Here is an 18,556-nt window from a genome sequence, read left to right as displayed (position 1 = left end):
TCTATCCTTTCTTGCGAAGCCGAAGCCCCGTTTTCTTTAGAATTTTCGTCGACAGCAGAACATCGCTTCCGCGCAGCCCCGGTGCGAGAATTTCGCCAATCTCGGCGCGCTTTTCCTCGACCTCTTCGGGCGACGATCCATGCACCATGGCAAACAGATTATAAGGCCAATCAGGCAACGCGCGTGGCCGCTCATAGCAATGCGTCACAAACGGCAGAGCGCCGACAATGGCCCCCAATTCGGCAATCCGCGCGTCCTCCACATCCCAAACCGTCATGCCATTCGCTGTCATGCCCAACTTGTAATGGTTCGGCGCCGCCGCAATCCGGCGGATCACGCCACTTTCCTTCATCGCCTCAAGCCGCGCCACAAGATCGGCCTCGCTCAGCCCCAGACTCTCGGCCACCTCAGCGTAAGGTTCAGCCACCAGAGGCAACCCCGCCTGAAGCGTCTCAATGATCGAACGGTCAGTTGCATCAAGCGTCATAAGCGGCCTTCCAACCTTGAGAGAGGTCTGCAATCGGGCGGGTGCAGAACCCGGTTTCCTATTTGCCTTTTTCGACCTTGGCGCAGGTGCTCTGCCATGCCTTCGGCCAGTTCGCGCGCCTACAATCCCCTATCCGGCCCCGCTATGCCTTGACCTAAATCATTCATGCCGTTGAAATATACCTATCGAACGCCGGGACCTTCAGCCGCCGATCTTGTTGCCGATATTGTATTTCCCCAAGGGCTTGCGCATCTCCAACCGCCGCACCTCTTCCAGCGTGGTCGCGTCATAGACAATCACCGCACCGTCCTCTTCCCAGACCGAAACGAGCGCAAATTTCCCATCGCGGGTAAATTCGATATGGCCCAGCGCCGCCCCTGGCACTGGCTGCAATGTCTTCACGATTTCAAGGGTTTCGCGGTCAAGCACATGCATCTTGTCCTTGTTCGGCCCAAAAAACACATCCCCCCAGAGATAAGGCGACCCCGCGTGATCGCGCATGAAGAACCCCGGCCCCCCGGTCTCGATCCGCTTCACCGTTTCCCAGGTTTTCATGTCCACCACAGAAAACGTATCGGCCCTCAGATGGGGCGTCACCATCACCCGCCGCCCCTGATAATCAACCATCACAGCAGAACCCAAACGCGGCAGCCCCGGCAGGTCCAGATCGGCAATCTTGTGCCCGATCACAAGGTCCACAACCGCCCCGCCATCGCCACCCGCCTTGGCGCCCAGCGCATACTCAAAACTCTCATCAAAGATGAAATCGTCGATAACACCGCCGACCATCATACGTCGGCGCGGAAACGGCACACGCTCCTCGGGCGGCCCTTCGATCCTGTAGTCATGCACAAAGCCATGAAACGGCGGGTTCTCCCCGTAGAACACTTCCCAGGTCTCCGGCACATCCTTCAACGCCAGAACAAAACTCTCGCGCGGCGCCGCAGCATAGACCGCCGAGACCCGACTGGGGCTACCGTCCTTGCCCTTGATCTCATGCACAATCGCCGCGCTCAGATCGTCTGCCGACAGGATGCTCAGCGTATTTGGCAGATAGTTCGCCACCGCCAACCATTTGCCATCATGACTCAGCGCGATGTTGCGGCTGTTAAGGCCCGCGCGCACCCGCACCACCTCCTGAAGCCCCCAGATATCGTATTTCTGCACCCAGCCATCGCGCGACATAACATAGACAAACCGCCCATCGGCGCTGAACTTCGGCGCCCCATGCACCGCAAAGGGTGCTTCAAACCGATGGATCACCTCAAAACTGTCGCCATCCACAATGCTGAACGAATGATCCGCCATTTCCTCAATCAGGATCAGGTTCAGCGGGTCCGCCTCAAACACCGGTGCATCAACCGCCGTATAATCCTCATTCACCACCCGCGTGGCGTCAATCTCGGCCACCGGCCAATCCGGCACCACCTCCAGCGGTACCTTCAAATACTCGGCCAGTTCCTCGGCCTGCGCAGGCGAGATCTGATCGCCAAAGCCCATCATTTCACTCGATGGACGCCCGTTCAAAATCACATCAACAATCTTTGGCCCGCGCATCCGCCCCAAAGCTTCCGGGATCAACGCCGGGCCAACCCCGCCCAACCGCTCGGCACCATGACACTCGGCGCAATACTCTTGGTAAAGCGCATCTGTATTGGCCCAAGCCACTGACGAAAAAGTCAAAAGCGCCGCCGCCAGCGCAACAAACCGCTTCATGCCTGCACCCGAAAACCGACGAAAAATTCTTGCAATTTCGGGAATAGATGCACCTTCAAACCGGTCTCCTGCTCAATCAAAGCGCCCGTCGCCTCAATCGCTTCGGGCGTTTCCGTGGCAAGAACAAACCACATGTTCAACTTGTGCTGGCGCGCATAGTTGTGCGCCACTTCTGCGTGCGCATTAACCGCCTCAGTCACCTCGTCATACCGATTTTCCGGCACCGCCATGGCACAAAGACAAAACGCGCCGCCCATAGCGGCGGCATCAAAAAACGGGCCAAACCGGGTCAGAACCCCGCTCTCGCGCAATGCGCGAACCCGCTCCAAAACCTCATCTTCGCTGATCCCCAACTCCTCGGCCAGCGGCGCAAAAGGGCGCGAGATCGTCGGCAGATCATCCTGCAACCGGTTCACCAACTGGCGATCCAACTCGCTTAGCGGTCCCGCCTCACGTCCATCCAAATCCCTCATTGCGCGCGCTCCATCTCTTTGGCGATCATCGCGCCGGTCTGTCTGAAACACCGTGTCGAAAACAGCGGTTTATGCGCCACCCCCTGCAACTCAGGAAGCGCAACCGCCGCCGCCAGAAACCCTTCGGCCTCGCTGCGATCACGCGCATGGATCATCGAATAGAGCCGATAGGGCCAAACCCCCGGCACCGGGCGGCGCTCATAACAAAGCGTCACCCCCGGCATCCCCGCCAGCTTCGGCCCGGCCGCGTCAATCTGCTCTGAGCTCATATCCCAAACCACCATCGCATTGGCGCTCCACCCGAGCGCGCGATGGCGCACAATCACGCCAAGGCGCGAAATGATCTCGGCCTTCTGCAACGCCACAATCCGCGCGAGAACCTCCGCCTCCGAACGTCCCAGCTCTTGCGCCAGCGCGCCATATGGCGTCACCACCATCTCCAAACCCTGCGTCAGCGCGTGAAGAATGTCGCGATCCCCCGGCTCAATCGCGCTCATATCGGGGTTGCGCGGCCTTGGCGCCGTCTCGCCGCGCGGCCCGCTCATCTTAAACCCAAGATCAAGATTGAAGGGCCGCACAAGGCGCAGATCAAGCACCCGCAAACCGCTGCGCGCCTCAATCCTTGCAAGCGCCGCATCGACAAAGGCGCGGTCCGGCCCGGTTGCCACGAACCACAGGTTCCATTCGTTTTCACGAAGGTAGGAATGGTTGATGCCCACCTCATCATTGATGATCGCGGCCACCTCTTCAATGCGATCCATCGGCGCAGCAACAGCGGCCAGCGTGCTCGCCGAAATCGCATTCGGCGCACAGGTCGCACCCACCCGCGTTATCCGCCCGTTGCGCTGCATCTTGTCCAGCCGCTCGACAACATCACCCTCGGCAAGGCCAAGCTCCTCCGCCAGCACCTTGAAAGGGCGCGATGTCACCGGAAAATCACGCTGCCAATTGTCGAGCAAATGGCTGTCGATCGGGTCGGCTGTGATCTGCATGGCTTACAGCCCCGTCTGGTGCGCGCGCGCGGTAAAGAAGATGCCCGAGGGGCTGTCAGCGTCGATTTCCGCCAGCTTTTCAAAGCTGTGCGTGTCATAGATCATGATCTTCCCGGCGTCGCGCACCGAAATCCACACCTCATGCCCGCGCGGCGTAAACTCCATATGAAGCACCGCAGGACCGGGTTTGAACTCATGAATGATCTTCTTGGTCACCGTGTCGATTACCTGAATCGTATCGTTCTTGGGGTGAGCAAAATTGACCCAGACCTGCCGCCCATCAGGGCGCGCCATGGCAAACACCGGCTGGCCGTGCGTCTTGGTGCGCCCGGTTTCTTCCAGCTTGTCGGCGTCGACCCACAAAACCTCTTCATGGCCCACCGCCGGCAGCACAAATTCCCGTCCCGTCAACGCCCAACCCTCAAGGTGCGGCATCTTATAGACCGGCATTTCTTCTTCGCCACGGCCATAGCCCGGCAACACGCGGATCGGCTTGGGGTCGTCTTCCCAAAGGTCCAGCGCGGTCAAACCGTCCTCACCAAAAAGCCCGGTGATATAGGTCCGCCCATTGCCCGTCACCAACGCGTCATAGGGGTTCTTGCCCATCTCCGGGATCACCTTAACCTCAGGCTCCGCGCCCGACATATCCACGATCCAGGTCTCGCCACTGTCCCAATTGGTAAAAACAAACTTGCGCCCCGGCACATCGACCAAGCCGACGGTCTTCGACCCGGTTGGAAAATCCGCCACCATTTCCAGCGTATCGGCGTCAAACACCCGCACGCCGCCCGGCTCATAATTTGACACCGCCACCAGCTTGCCATCGTCCGAAATCGCGCCGCCAATCGAATTGCCCGCCTGCATCACACGGTTCACGATCTGGCGCGTCACGATATCCACCTTGGTCAGCCCACCATCGCGGCCAAACACATATGCAAAACGCTCATCCGGGCTATAGACCAGAGACGCATGGCTCAAATCACCAAACCCCTCGATCCGCGCCAGCATCGCACGGTCCGACTGATCAACCAACAGAACCGACCCTTTGGCCCGCTCAATCACCAGCCCCAGATCGCCCGTCGCGGTCGGTTCCGCCTGCGCTGTGCCAAGAAACAATCCGGCCACAAGGCCACACATCAGGGTTCTAACAACGGGTTTCATTTTGTCTCCACCTGCAAAAGATAATCGGCAATCCATGCCGCCTCGTCCTCTGTGATCAAAGGGCGCCAAGGCGGCATCGCGGTGCCGGGGATTCCATCAAGGATCACCCCCATCAAAACTTCCGGCTCATAAAATTCGAGGCTCTCAGGGCGGATATCCGGCCCCAGCCCGCCTTTCAGCGTCAGCCCATGGCAACTGCCACAATCCTGAAGCACCAACCGTTCCAGCGCGACAGGATCCACCGCATGCTCGCGCGGCTCCTCGGCCTGCACCGCACCGGCCAAAAGCATGGCAAGAAGCATCCTAACCATGAGCAACCCCCGGCTCACTGCGCGCCGCCATCTCAGCCTCAATCGCGCCCATCGGCATCTCGCGATAGAGCGAAACCACCTTGCCAACGATAAAGAGAACCGGCGCGCCAAAGCCCTCATCGCGCACATCCTGCGCAATACTGTCGAGACTGGAAACCAGCCGCCGTTCGCCCGAAGTCGTCGCCTTTTCCACGGCCAGAACCGGCGTAGAGCCTGGCAGCTTTTCGGTCATCAGCCCCATAGCGATCTGCCCGATATGCGACACCCCCATATAGATCACCAACGTCGTGTTGGGATCGGCCAGCCGCTTCCAGTCAAGATCGAGAACCTTGCCCGCCTGACGATGCCCGGTGATGTATTGCACCCCCGTGGCCAGCCCGCGATGCGTCAGCGGCACACCGGTCGAAATACTCGCCCCCTGCGCTGCGGTAATGCCGGGCGCATATTCCACCGCCACACCATGCTCCATCAGGTAAGCCGCCTCTTCGCTGCCCCGCCCAAAAATCATCGGGTCGCCCCCTTTGAGACGCGCAACCGTATGTCCGGCCTGCCCCTCACGCACCAAAATCGCATTGATATTGTCTTGCGTGACGGGGTGACATTTCGGCGCCTTCCCGACCGATATCATCCGCGCCCCCTTGGGGGAGAGCGCCAGAATCTCGGGGCTGACCAGCTTGTCATAGACCACCACATCGGCTTCGCCCAACATGCGCAGCGCCCGCAGGGTCATCAACTCGGGGTCACCGGGGCCGGCTCCAATCAGAAATACTTTTCCGGTCATTTTATGCCTCGCTCGTCCAAACTCTGGCGCCTGCTGGGTGGTAGCTCTTTCGTTTTCTGCCCCTGCGGTTCAGATCAAACTAGGGGGCATCGAACATCAGGAATTTGATAGGTTCTGGCGCATTTCGCGACGAGAATGGGCGGTATGACCAGCGATTGCCTTGATCTAGGTTAAGGTCTGAGAAATAGGGCGCATTCGCTCAAAATCTAAGCGTCTACGCCGCCCTTTTCAGGGCTCGACAGTGACCATACCGATCATGTCGCGGGTCTCCCAATGGGGACCACAGAGATAATCCTGATCGCCGGGGGTCAGAAAGGTAAACTCGATGCTTTCTTCAGGAAAGGCACGGACCGATTCGGGCTCGCCCGAGTCTTTGACAATGACCGAATGGCTGGTGCGTTTGTCGACATTCACCCAGCGCACCGTCGTGCCCACCTTCACCGTGATCTGCTTGGGGCAAAAATTGTATTTATACATTGTGACAACACGCACCCCCTCCTCCTCGGACGAGGGATGGCCGAACAACTCGACATAGCGCTCCTCGGCTTCGGCACACACCGCCGCCTGACCTTCATCATCAGCAGCAAGTGCAGGGCTGGCCATCAAAACCGACAGCACCGCAGCAGTGAGAAATGAATTCATCCGCATGATACTTATCCTTTATCAAGAACAAGCGGCGGCCGATAGCATCGGCCGCCGCAACTGACATGAATGTGCGTTACTGACCGACGACGTTGATCTGCGCTTCGCCATTATCGAGCGCCATCGAGGTGTTCAGTGTCACGTGGTGGAAACGCGCCGACGAGAAGTCGTCATGGATGGCAAAGCCCACGGTATATGTCTTGCCTGCTTCCAGCGGAACATCCCCCGGCGCACCCGAATTCAGAGGCCGCGAGAACACGACGGTCCATTGTCCGCCCGACAGGCTGGCTTGCGAGGCAAACGCACCATCGTTTTCCACCCGCTGATCCAGCAAATAACCGTTGCTGCCGCTACCATCCGCATAGACACGCATCAGGTCCAAAAAGGTGCCATCCTTGAGATATTGTTCAATCTCTTCTTGCGCCTTCAACTGGTCCCAACCGCCTTGCGCCTTGCCACGACGACCGCTGACTTCAACCTTGGTGCGGCTTTCGGTCAGATATTTGGTCACCGTGGTTGTCGCGTGCAGCCGCTCGGCCACATCACCGCTGGCGGCAATTGCCTCGGCGTCCGGCTCGAACGGCATATAGGTATTGTCGGCGTGACACGACGCCCAACACCCCACCTGTTCGCCCATCTCAATACCCGTGCCAGTGATCATCATGGCAACCTTGATCTGGTTTTCCGGGTCCATTTTGCCGCCTTCGACAAATGGCGCAGGGTGGTGTCCGGCATCGGGCCATTGCATCCGCACATAAAGGTTTTCGGCGTCATGCGTGGCCTGAACCGTGGCATTGATAAAGCCACGCTTGCCCGGAATCGGGGTCGGTTCCAATTCATCGTTCTTGCCGCCTGCACCACCAACGATCTTGTTGCCAATGGTTTCAAGTTCGGCTGCGTGACAGGTCGTGCAATTGTCGCCCCCCTTGGTCAGCGGACGTGCGCCGCCGTGGGTTTTGCCGTTCTGCACCCATTCGAACGAGGCTTGGCCGGGGTAGAACAGCGTGACATCCGCTGCGGCAACCGCGTTCCAGTCAACATTCGGTGCCACATCGCCACCCGCGCTTGCAGTCTCTTCCGCTCCCGTCGCCGCGTCGCCTGCGGCCTTGGCCTGTTCCTCGGCCCGTGCCGCCTCAACAGCAGCCGCGATCTGCGCCTGATGGGCGTCCATTTCGGCTTTTCTTGCGGCTTTCACGGCGGCGGCCTCTTCGGCCTCTTTCTCGGTGATATAGGCCAGGCTATCGAGATAGGCTTGCGGTATGTCGCGTTTAAATTCGGGGTTCGGCGTCTCCAACGCTTCGAGGTATTCCTCGTCGGCGCGGTCACGCAGATCGCTATGCGCGATACCCTTGTGGCAGTCGATACAGGTCTGACCGGTTTCCATCGCGTTGAGGTGCTGTTGACGCGCACGCGGGCGTTGGAACTCGGGCATCATCGATTCAAAATTGTGACAGTTGCGACATTCACGCGAGTCGGAATTCTTCATCCGCTCCCATTCGTTCATTGCCAGATGCAGCCGCTTGGCCTCGAATTTTTCCTCGGTGTTGATGGTTCCAACCAGTTTACCCCAAAGCTCTTTCGAGGCTTTGACCTTGCGGATCATCTTGTGGGTCCAGTCCTTGGGAACGTGACAGTCCGAACAGACCGCGCCCACACCCGACCGGTTCACATCGTGAATGGTACCCTTGTATTCCTGATAGACGAAATCATTCATCTCGTGGCACGAAATACAGAAATCCTTGGTGTTGGTCGCTTCCATCGCGGTGTTGAACCCGCCCCAGAAGACGATACCGGCGACAAACGCCGCAAATACACCTGCGAGCGGCATGCCCCAGATGAAATACCGGCGCCAGATCGGCTTTTTCTTTTCAGTGTCGTTGCTCCGGGTCATATCCAGGCTCCGTTTTGGCTCTTGATTGGTTTGTGTCGAACTATGGTTTTCAAAGGTCTCGACAGGGAATTGCAAACAGCTGAAGACATCTCTTCCGGGCAATCTCTCGCGCCCAAAATCTCCAGGTCATCGCAATCCCGGCACCGCCGGGGGATGCAGAAGGGCGGGCGCTTGGCCCGCCCTTCCGTCATAAGTATCAAGTCAACTCAGGTCACGTGGTTCGACCGGTTGTAGACGTTGAACTTGCCGGTCGGCGCATAGAGACCTTTGACGCGGCCGATCTCTTCAAGCGTTTCCGCGTCGTAGATCACGATCTCACCATTGGGCTCAAGCGAGTCCGACAGGTTCCAGTTCGAGACCCAGACTTCGGTGCCGTCTGCGTTGAACTCGAAGTGCACAGCCGCATGGCCGTCCTGTTCGGTCACCTGGATCGTTTTCACAATCTCACCGGTCTCTTTCGAGATGACCTGCACCGACTGCTGAACTTCAGGCTCGGGGTGCTTGGTTTGGTCAGCCCAGTAGTATTTGGAGTTCGGGTGGGTCCGGATAAACAGACCCGCGCCGTCGGTTTCGACCTCATAGCAGGTCTTCCAGGCTTGGTCGGGATGACCTTCCGGGTCGTTGCCCCAAACAGTCACAGTGCCGACGCCGAGGTGGGTTGTGCCCGCCACGGGACCACAGTTCGGATCGTTCCAGTTGGCGCCGGGGCCGGGGTGCGGCAGAGCGGCGGTGTCGATGATTGCTTCAAGCTTGCGCTCTTTGCTGTCAACAACAACCATCTGGTTCGACGCGTTTGCGGCGATCTGGAAATAACGGCCAGTCGGATCAAAGAAGCCATCGTGCAGGAACCGCGCGGTGTCGATCTTGTCGATCCGCAGGTTGTCGATGTCCGAATAATCCACCTGCCACATCTGACCCAGCTCTTTCACGGCAACCAACCAGGTCGGCTCGTGCGGAGTGGTATAGATGGCAGCCACGCGGGCTTCTTCGACATAGTCGCCTTCGGTGTTCACGCCGCGGGTCGAAACAACCTTCAGCGGTTCCATCGTCACAGCGTCCGAGATCACGAAGTGCGGAGGCCAGTACGCCCCACCGATGATATACTTGCCGTCGCCGGATACGGCCACGTCACGTGCGTCATAGGCAACCTTGACTTCGCTCACCAGCATCTTGTCCGGCGTCTGCCAGAGGTCGATCTTGGTCATCTTGCCGTCACGGCCCATGGTGTACCAGAAACGGCCGGGGTTTTCAGGCTCGGAGATCGAGTGATGTTCAGACGCTTTGATCACGTGCACGGCATAGCCAGTGGGGATGTGAACCAGAACTTCCTTGGTGTCGCCGTCGATGACAGCAACCTTACCGGCGTCACGTTCGATCACGACAAAGAAGTTTTCCCAGTTGCGGCCATGCAGCGGCTCGGTCGGATAGTCGGCTTCTTCGACATAGACCTTGCGGGTCTCTTTCATCTGCGCAAGCGACATTTCTGGCGGCTTGGGCGGATCCATCATGATATAGGTCGCCATGTCCTTGATCTGCTGCTCGGTCATGATGTCCGAGAAGTTGTTCATGCCACCTTCGGTACCCCAGGTAATGATCTTTTCAAGACGTTCCTGGCCAAGCGTCAGCGTGCCACCTTCGGTGACCGTGCCATCGGCTGCGGTTTTCTTCCAATGCGGCTCAAGGTTCTTACCCGTCGCGCCAACACGCAGCACGCCATGGCAGCCCGCGCATTGTTCGAAATAGAGCTGCTTGGAGCTCTCAAAAGCTTCGTCGCTCAGCGTAGGCTCTTGCGCCAACGCTGGTGCAGCCGTGCTGCCAAGCAGGATCGACAGGCCAAGGCCCAGCTTCCAGCTTGTCTTTTTGTAGGTGATTCCAAGTGACATTATCACTCTCCCTTTTCTGGTGAGACGGGGAGAATATGCACCTACTTCCGATTTTTCCTCCTTGACTTCCGTCAACATCTTGACGATTTCGCCGAATTTTCCCTTTATTTAGTATATGATAGATATATCTTTGCGCGCCCGCGCAGACACAGCCTTCAGCGCGCGCGAAGCCATGCCAACGTGTCCTCAGTCGGCCCGCCCGGCTTGTATTCCGCCCCTAAAGGTGCATCAAAACCCATCATTTCTATTGCCCTGAAAACATGAGAGTAATCCAGACCCCCCCGATCCGGCGGCCCCCGATCAGGCACCCCTGCAAACTGAATATGCCCGACAATCGGTAACACTTCCTCCAACCGCCCCACCACATCGCCCTCGATCAATTGCACATGATAACAATCAAACATGAGCTTCAGGTTCTGCATTCCGAGTGTTTTAATCAGACTTTCTGCCTGTCCCGTGCTACGCAAAAAATACCCCGGCGCGTCGTTTTGATTCAGCGGCTCAATTAGAATCACTATACCCTCGGGCGCTGCGATCTCGCAGGCAAAGCGCAGGTTTTCGAGATAGACCGCCTCGGCCTCGGCGCCCTCTGCCGTTCCAGCCATCACATGCACATGCGCCGCGCCGATGATGCTGGCATAGCGCACCGCTTCCTTTATTGCCCCGCGCGCTTCGACCTCGCGTCCCGGCAATGCGCTCAGACCCATTTCGCCCGCCGCTACATTGCCGCGCCGCGTGTTTATCCCCAGCATCGCCACCCCGGCCATTTCAAGCGCGGCCCTGACCCCATCTGCGGGCACAGCGTAAGGCCAATGGCATTCAACAGCGTCAAACCCCGCCTCTGCCGCGGCCGCTATCGCTTCGGGCAAGGGCAGATCGGCCCAGAGAAACCCCAGATTTGCCGAGAACTTCATACCGCGTCCGCAGCCTCCACCACTTGCCGCTGCCGCCCCAGCCCTTCGACCTCCAATTCCATCACGTCACCAGGCACAAGATAGCGCGGCGGCTTCATCCCCATGCCCACCCCCTCGGGTGTGCCCGTGGCGATAACATCGCCGGGCCGCAGCTCCATGAACTGGCTCATATGCGAGATGATCTCGGCGACGCTGAAAATCATGTCACCGGTGCGCGAACGTTGCATCACGTCGCCGTTCAGCGAAAGCGTGAGGCCTAACGCCTGCGGATCAGGCACCTCATCCGCCGTGACCAGCCACGGCCCCACCGGGCCAAAACTCGGCGCCGACTTGCCTTTGATCCATTGCCCGCCACGCTCGGTCTGAAAACTGCGCTCGGACACGTCGTTGATCGTGCAATAGCCCGCCACATGGTCCAGCGCCTCGGCTTCGCTGACATAGAGCGCGGTCTTGCCGATCACCACGCCCAGTTCGACCTCCCAATCGGCCTTTTGCGAACCGCGCGGAATGATCACTGCATCATTCGGCCCATTGAGCGCCGAGCTGGCCTTGGAAAAGATGATCGGTTCAAGCGGCTTTTTCATGCCCGCTTCCTCGGCGTGCTTGGCATAGTTGAGCCCGATGCCGAAGAAATTAGGTACCCAGGCCAGCGGCGATCCGACCCGCTCGGGCTGTTCGACCAACGGCAGGCTCTCCGGGTCGATCCTGCGAATGGTCTCCAGCGCTTGAAGCGAGACGCCCGCCCCCGCGAAATCCGCCGCATGACCCGTCAGATCGCGCACCCGCCCGGCCCCGTCGAGCAGCCCCGGCTTTTCCTGTCCCTTCGGTCCGAATCGCAGCAGTTTCATCAGATGCACCCCCTCTGTTTGGTTTCTCAACATACCGCTCGGGCGCAATGCGGCAACCGCCGAATCCTGGGGGCCAGCCCCCAGACCCCCGGGATATTTACGGCAAGATGAAGGGGCGCGCGGCGCATTAAGTCAATTTGGCTTAACACCCTACGGTGGCGTATGTCATACGCAAATCAGCCGGGCGGCAGCCGGGATTCACCCCCCGAAAATCGCGCGGATTTCGGCGTTTACCATTCGGCGCGATGGGGTTTGCGGATGTTTACGCTGATATGCTAACCTCTTCCGATAAAAGGCATATTTGTCGCCATCACGGTCATGAACTGGACATTTGCGTCAAGCGGCAGCTCGGCCATATGCAGCACCGACGACGCCACATGCCCCACATCCATCACCGCCTCTTCCCGGATTTCGCCATCGGCCTGCGGCATGCCCTGGGCCATCTTCGCGGCCATGTCGGTAAGCGCGTTACCGATGTCAATCTGGCCGCACGCGATATCAAAGGGCCGCCCGTCAAGCGATATCGATTTGGTCAGCCCGGTGATCGCATGTTTCGAGGCCGTATAGGCCGCCGACCCCCAGCGCGGCACATGCGCCGAGATCGAACCGTTGTTAATGATCCGCCCGCCTTGCGGCTGCTGTGCGCGCATGATTCGAAAGGCCGCACGCGCGCAGATGAACGATCCGGTGAGGTTCACATCGATCACCTCGCGCCAGGCGTTCACCTCGATTTCATCAATGGTTTTCGACAGTAATGACAGCCCGGCATTGTTGAAAACAGCATCCAAGCGACCCCAGCTTTTCGACGCTTTTTCAAAGGCTTGCTCAACTTCTGCGGCATCGCGCACATCGCAGGGCATAACCCGCGCATCGGCATGACCCGCCGCCACTTCTGCCAGCGTATCGGCGTGACGTCCCATCAATCCGACGCGCCATCCTGCCTGCAAGAACGCCTCGGCACAGGCCTTGCCTATGCCCCGTCCCGCGCCGGTAATAATGATTGATTTAGCCATGCCACTTGCCCCCGTTGCCGCGCCCTACAGTTTTGCGTCAAGCCGCGACGAGCACAAGCCATCAAGTTTCAAACCGTCGCCCGGTTCACTAGCCAGACTCCGATCACCGAGATCACGAACCCCGCAAACGCCAGCGGCGCCAGGGTTTCACCCAGCAGCGCCCAGGCCATCACCAATGCCAGAGGCGGCACAAGATAGAGCAGCGCCGAGATACGCGTGGCATTGCCGCGCTGCACCAATCCGACGAAAAGCGTGACGGAAATCAACGAGTTGCCGATCACGAGATAGACCAACGCCACAATCAGCTCGGGTTGCCAATCGATCGCCTGGCTTTCAAAGATCAACGCAACCGGCAGAAGCGTGGAAAACCCCACGACATATTGCACCAAACTGCCGACAAGCGGATGCGTGGAAAATCCGTGACGCTTTTCAAACAAGGTGGCCGTGGTGATCCCGATAAGCGCCCCTGCGGCCAGCAACAGCCCGACCATTGGGCTCGGCCCCAGCGTATCCCCCGACCAGATTACCAACACCACACCGCCAAAGCCCGCCAACAGCCCGAGCCACAGCTTCACCCCGCCCCCTGCACCGGGCGAAAGCCACAACGTCAACAACGCGACCAACATCGGCTGCAACGCCATCAAAATAGGCAAAGTTCCGGCATTCACGCCGGATTTGAGCGCCAGATAACTCAGTCCGAAATAGACGCTCTGAATCAGAAATCCGGTCAGCGCCAACGCGCCCCAATGTGCCGCACTTTTGGGCCATGGCACCCGCATCACGCTCAGAATTGCGCCAAGAATAAGGGCCGCAAACCCAAAGCGCACCACCAGCATGGTGATCGGCTCGATATAGGGCAGGCCGAGCTTGGCAAAGCCATAGCCCCCGGCCCAAAACAGCACGAAGAGTCCCGGCGCCACCTTCCAGATCGGGCTGCCAGAAGCCCCTGTTTCAACGCTCACCGCTCAACCTCAACAGGGCGCGGTCGAAGAAATCTTCGACATCTGTGGTTTGCGACACTGAAAGTTGTGTGTTTGCGCGACATCCGCGGCCCCCCTGTCAAACCTCATCAACAGGGAAGACCTCCGACGGTCAATGGGAAAAGCGTCACTCGCCGCCCTGACACATGGCAATTTCCGTTGCCAATGCCTGGATCATCACCATCTTGATGCGCTGCAAACACCGCTCGGTGGTTATAACTATGTGAAACCAAACCGGGGGTAGACTGCATCTCCGCCACTTAAGCTTCGCCCGCAACTTGTTGAAACACCACCCCCGCCGTCAGCTCAAACCCAAAAGCCGCGCCGCATTGCCCTTGATGATGTCCTCGCGCAGCTCGTCCTTGATCGCGATCTTTTCAAAATCGCTCAACCACCGCTCCGGCGTGATCATCGGCCAATCCGAGCCGAACAGAACCTTCTTCTTCAAAATCGAATTGCAGTATTTTACAAGGATTTCAGGGAAATACTTCGGTGACCAGCCGCTAAGGTCGATATAGACATTCGGCTTGTGCTGGGCCACCGAAAGCGCCTCTTCCTGCCAGGGAAAGCTGGGATGCGCGAGGATGATCTTCATGTCCGGAAAATCCACCGCCACATCGTCAATCACCATCGGGTTGGAATACTTCAGCCGCATCCCATTGCCCCCCGGCATGCCCGACCCAACCCCCGTCTGCCCGGTATGGAAAAGCGCGATGCCGCCCTCCTCGGCGATTGCTTCATAGAGCGGATACGCCATCCGGTCATTGGGCCAGAACCCCTGCATCGTCGGGTGAAACTTGAAACCCTTGATCCCGAAATCCTTGATCAGCCTGCGCGCTTCACGCACCCCCATTTTACCCTTCCATGGGTCAATCGAGGCAAACGGAATGAGCACATCGTCATTCTCTGCCGCAAGCTCGGCCACCTCTTCGTTCTTATAGCGCCGATACCCCGTCTCACGCTCGGAATCGACCGGGAAGATCACTGCCGCGATGTTCTGTTCACGATAGTGCTGGGCGGTCTGCGGCACCGTCGGTGGGTGTTTCCACGGCGCGCCGAAATAGTTCGCCATCGTCGATTGCAGATCATCATAGCCATCATCGGAATGGCAGCCGCACGGCTCTTCCGCATGGGTGTGAATGTCGATTGCACGCATCTTGCTGATGTCGACCATGTTCGTCTCCTTCTCTTCGCAAACCGCCCCTGGTCAGACCCGGAGCAAGCAACATTTTCTAGCAGCAGTCAGCCGCCACTCAGACAGTGACAACCGCCGCATCGTTTGGTGAATATAACCGCTCCAACAGCACCTCGCGCCGCTCCAGCACGCGGTGGCAATTGAGGTTGCCCTTGGCCGTCATCTCGCCCTCGCCCATATCGGGCGGCTCGGCCAGCAGCAGCGCCCGCCCGACATGCACCGAAGTGCCCGACACTTCGCGCGCCCTCTCCGCAAGCCTGCGGTGAACCTCACCCAGAAGAAGCCTGTCGGTTATCGCACCTGCCTCGGTTTCAACTGAATAACCCGCTTTCTCAAGCTCACCCATGTTGGGAAAAATCATGATACCGATCTGCTCCCGGTCTGCGCCTGTGACCACCAGATCAGCGGCAAGCGGCGCAAGCAACACCAGAAGTTCAAGCCGCAACAGCGACGCACGCACCCAAGTCCCGGTGTTCAGTTTGAAATCTTCCGAAATCCGCCCATCAAATTTCATGCCCTTGTTGGGATTGTCAGGATCAACAAACCGCATCGCATCGCCCGTGATAAAGAACCCCTCATCGTCAAAGGCCTCCTTGGTCTTCTCCGGGCTCTCAAAATAGCCAGGCATGATCGACGGGCCGCGCAGCCGCACTTCACAGCGCATATCAGCGTCCGGTATCAGCTTAAGATCAATCCCCGTCATCGGCACACCGATCCGCCCTGCGCTATCGGTCGGCTCCTGCTGGAACATCGCGGCCGGCGCCGTCTCGGTCAGCCCCCAGCTCGACGTCATCAGTGGCACCTCGCCCTTCACCTCCATCGCCATCTGTTCCAGCGCCTGCCACATATCCTGCGGCAGCGACGCGCCGGCATAGAAGATCATATCGAGATCCTCGAAGAAGCGTTGTTTGAGCGCCGCATCCGTCTTCAATTCCGCAATCAACAGCCCATAGCCGACCGGCACGTTGAAACTCAGCGTGCCGGTAACCATCGACAGGTTTTCCAAAGTGCGTTCAAACAAGCCTTTCACCGGCTTGCCATCATCGATGTAAAACGAACCGCCATTGGCCAGCATCATGTTGAAATTATGCGACCCGCCAAAGACATGGTTCCAAGGTAGCCAATCCAGGATCCTCGGCACCCGGTCCTTCAACTGCGGCAGTGAATCGAAGATCTGTGCCTGGTTGACGCACATCATCTTATGCGTCGTGATCACCCCCTTGGGCGACGAGGTCGAGCCCGACGTCAGCAGAATTTTCACCATTGTGTCGGGCGTTACCATATCGAATGCCGCGTCCACATCAGCCCCCGCATCTCCTTTCAGAAGCTCCGCGAATGGCGTCACCCCGGCGCGCGCTCCAGGCCGCGACGCCACGATCTCGATCTGCTCGAACTCCGGCAAGTCCAAAGCCTCGCGATATTGCTCTGCGTCCACGGCATAGGCCATCTTCGGCTTCACCAACTCGATCGCATGGCGCAACCGCCCGTGCGCCCCGTGGATCAGCGAGTATTGCTCGGCCACAGGAACCGCTGGAATACCGGCATATTGCGCCGCCAGCGCGAGCAGCCCATGATCCACCCCGTTTCCTGACAGGATCAGGATCGGTGTGGTACCATCGAGCCCGCGTGCCAACAGGCTCTGCGCCACCGCGCGCACCTGCTCCAGCACCGCGCCGTAGCCTTCCTCGCGCCAGCCCGCGCCGCTGCGTTCAGCCAGGAACACGCGCTCAGGCGCCTCCCCGGCCCAGCGATGCAGCCAATCCCCAGTACGCGCCGCTACCTCACCCATCGTTCGTTTCGATCGATAGAGCAGGCTGCCATCAGCGCGCCGTGTCAGTTCAGTGTCATGCGGTTCAAACCGCGTTGTTCTCTTCATGATGCTGCTCCTCCCAACATGCGCCCCCTCCTACGAAGATCTCCCGCCGCGCTCGATCAGGTTCATCACCTCGATTACCGTCGCGCGTTTTTCATCCTCCAGCCCCCGCAACAACCGCACCTCATCCGCCCGGTTCGCTGCCTTCGCCGCTTCGCACAGCGTGCAGCCCTTCAGTGTCGGGTTCAAAGCATAGGCGCGCCGATCGCTCGGCACCTTGTCGCGGGTGATCAACCCTCGTTCCTCCAACTCATCGAGAATGACCACCAGATTGGGCCGCTCGATGGCCAGCGCATCGGCCAGCTGCGCTTGGCGCAACCCGGCATTCTCAACGATCATCACCAACGCTGAATAGGTTACCATCCGAAGCCCGAGCGGCTTGAGCGCGCGGTTGAGATCGGCCTGCAACACCGCCATCGCCCGCTTCATATGATACCCGACAAATCCACGCAGCGCCGTATCGCTAACCTGCTCCGCTTCGGGCGGCTTAACCTCTGGCTCGCCCATGGCTCAGGCCCCGAAACTCGGCGGACGTTTCTCCAGGAAAGCCGCCAGCCCCTCCATCGCATCCGGGCTGGTCTGCGTAAGCGCCGCGCAGAGACTTTCAGTAAACAGCCCGCCCGCCTTGTCCATATCCTCGATCCGGCTCAGTGCCTGGATCATCACGTAATTTGACAGCGGCGCGTTGCTGGCGATCTTGCCTGCCAGATCCCGCGCAAGGGCCAGCCCCTCACCGGCGGCCACGCTATAGTGGCAAAGACCCAGCCCCAAGCCGTCCTCGGCGCCAAACTTGCGTCCGGTCAGCATCATTTCGATCATCCGATCGGCACCCAGAATGCGCCCGACCCTCACCGACGCGCCACCGCCGACATAGATGCCCCGCCGCCCCTCCGGAAGTTGGAAAATCGTCGACGGCTCGGCGATGCGCACATGCGTCGCAGTGGCCAGTTCCAGCCCGCCTCCGATCACCGCGCCCTCCATCGCCGACACCACCGGCAAACCGCCATATTGGATTCGGTCCATCACCGCATGCCATCCGCGCGAATGGCGCATCGTGGCTTCCGCATCGCGCTGCTTGTGCTCGGATAGATCAAGCCCCGAACAATAATGCCCCTCTGTTCCGGTCAGGATCACCGCCTTCACCCTTTCGGGGGGCGTGGTGAAAAACCGGTCCAGCGCCGCAAGCAATTCATCGCACATCGCGTTGCGCTTGCCCGGGCGGTTCATGGTGAGCGTCGCCACCCCGCCCTCAATGTCGATCAAAAGCATATCTTGCGTCATGGCCACCCCCCACTAATTCGGTAATTTCAATAATTATTATTATTCATATCTAATTTCGCGCAACGATTCTTTTCCGGCGCGCTTCTCTTTCATCTTTCCTGCAATATTCCGAGGT

General features: G+C 59.0%; 18 protein-coding genes. All 18 read right to left on the bottom strand.

What is annotated here, in order from left to right; genetic code table 11:
* Position 1 precedes the first annotated feature (1 nt).
* Positions 2–487 carry an AsnC family transcriptional regulator gene (locus LZG00_15600; protein MCF3595419.1) on the bottom strand — a complete coding sequence of 162 codons (486 nt, stop codon included), beginning with the start codon at positions 485–487 and terminating at the stop codon, positions 2–4.
* Between the two features lie 201 nt (positions 488–688).
* A complete protein-coding gene (locus LZG00_15595) occupies positions 689–2,203 on the bottom strand; it encodes a nitrite reductase (GenBank protein MCF3595418.1) in 1,515 nt (504 codons plus the stop codon).
* Positions 2,200–2,676, bottom strand: a complete 477-nt coding sequence (locus tag LZG00_15590; GenBank protein MCF3595417.1) for an Lrp/AsnC family transcriptional regulator — start codon at positions 2,674–2,676, stop codon at positions 2,200–2,202. Before LZG00_15590 ends, LZG00_15595 begins: the two co-directional genes overlap by 4 nt.
* A complete protein-coding gene (locus tag LZG00_15585; GenBank protein MCF3595416.1) occupies positions 2,673–3,668 on the bottom strand; it encodes an AsnC family transcriptional regulator in 996 nt (331 codons plus the stop codon). Before LZG00_15585 ends, LZG00_15590 begins: the two co-directional genes overlap by 4 nt.
* Positions 3,669–3,671: 3 nt before the next feature.
* A complete protein-coding gene (locus LZG00_15580) occupies positions 3,672–4,829 on the bottom strand; it encodes a protein nirF (GenBank protein ID MCF3595415.1) in 1,158 nt (385 codons plus the stop codon).
* Positions 4,826–5,140 carry a cytochrome c gene (locus LZG00_15575; protein ID MCF3595414.1) on the bottom strand — a complete coding sequence of 105 codons (315 nt, stop codon included), beginning with the start codon at positions 5,138–5,140 and terminating at the stop codon, positions 4,826–4,828. Before LZG00_15575 ends, LZG00_15580 begins: the two co-directional genes overlap by 4 nt.
* Positions 5,133–5,921, bottom strand: a complete 789-nt coding sequence (cobA, locus tag LZG00_15570; protein ID MCF3595413.1) for a uroporphyrinogen-III C-methyltransferase — start codon at positions 5,919–5,921, stop codon at positions 5,133–5,135. The genes LZG00_15575 and cobA overlap by 8 nt, the downstream gene beginning before the upstream one ends.
* A 228-nt stretch (positions 5,922–6,149) precedes the next feature.
* Positions 6,150–6,569 carry a plastocyanin/azurin family copper-binding protein gene (locus tag LZG00_15565; GenBank protein ID MCF3595412.1) on the bottom strand — a complete coding sequence of 140 codons (420 nt, stop codon included), beginning with the start codon at positions 6,567–6,569 and terminating at the stop codon, positions 6,150–6,152.
* Between the two features lie 70 nt (positions 6,570–6,639).
* The gene (locus LZG00_15560) at positions 6,640–8,454 is read right to left on the bottom strand and encodes a NapC/NirT family cytochrome c (protein MCF3595411.1); all 1,815 of its coding nucleotides are present in this window, start codon (positions 8,452–8,454) and stop codon (positions 6,640–6,642) included.
* 206 nt (positions 8,455–8,660) lie between these two features.
* The gene (locus LZG00_15555; protein ID MCF3595410.1) at positions 8,661–10,337 is read right to left on the bottom strand and encodes a nitrite reductase; all 1,677 of its coding nucleotides are present in this window, start codon (positions 10,335–10,337) and stop codon (positions 8,661–8,663) included.
* A gap of 155 nt (positions 10,338–10,492) precedes the next feature.
* Positions 10,493–11,251 (bottom strand): TIM barrel protein, encoded by a 759-nt coding sequence (locus LZG00_15550; protein MCF3595409.1) that lies wholly within the window; start codon positions 11,249–11,251, stop codon positions 10,493–10,495.
* Positions 11,248–12,099, bottom strand: a complete 852-nt coding sequence (locus LZG00_15545; GenBank protein ID MCF3595408.1) for a fumarylacetoacetate hydrolase family protein — start codon at positions 12,097–12,099, stop codon at positions 11,248–11,250. The genes LZG00_15550 and LZG00_15545 overlap by 4 nt, the downstream gene beginning before the upstream one ends.
* 275 nt (positions 12,100–12,374) lie before the next feature.
* A complete protein-coding gene (locus tag LZG00_15540) occupies positions 12,375–13,112 on the bottom strand; it encodes an SDR family oxidoreductase (protein ID MCF3595407.1) in 738 nt (245 codons plus the stop codon).
* A gap of 68 nt (positions 13,113–13,180) precedes the next feature.
* Positions 13,181–14,074 (bottom strand): DMT family transporter, encoded by an 894-nt coding sequence (locus LZG00_15535; protein ID MCF3595406.1) that lies wholly within the window; start codon positions 14,072–14,074, stop codon positions 13,181–13,183.
* Positions 14,075–14,393: 319 nt separating this feature from the next.
* Entirely contained in the window at positions 14,394–15,266 is an 873-nt protein-coding gene (locus LZG00_15530; protein MCF3595405.1) for an amidohydrolase family protein, read from the bottom strand.
* A gap of 79 nt (positions 15,267–15,345) precedes the next feature.
* Positions 15,346–17,163 carry a feruloyl-CoA synthase gene (locus LZG00_15525; protein MCF3595404.1) on the bottom strand — a complete coding sequence of 606 codons (1,818 nt, stop codon included), beginning with the start codon at positions 17,161–17,163 and terminating at the stop codon, positions 15,346–15,348.
* A 30-nt stretch (positions 17,164–17,193) separates the two neighbouring features.
* A complete protein-coding gene (locus LZG00_15520) occupies positions 17,194–17,667 on the bottom strand; it encodes a MarR family transcriptional regulator (protein MCF3595403.1) in 474 nt (157 codons plus the stop codon).
* Between the two features lie 3 nt (positions 17,668–17,670).
* Complete coding sequence (locus LZG00_15515; GenBank protein ID MCF3595402.1) at positions 17,671–18,441, bottom strand: crotonase/enoyl-CoA hydratase family protein; 771 nt, start codon at positions 18,439–18,441, stop codon at positions 17,671–17,673.
* Between the last annotated feature and the right edge of the window lie 115 nt (positions 18,442–18,556).

This window comes from Rhodobacteraceae bacterium LMO-JJ12, from assembly GCA_021555075.1.
In the GTDB taxonomy this organism is placed as follows: domain Bacteria; phylum Pseudomonadota; class Alphaproteobacteria; order Rhodobacterales; family Rhodobacteraceae; genus JAKGBX01.
This window is presented reverse-complemented; position numbering and strand designations above follow the sequence as displayed.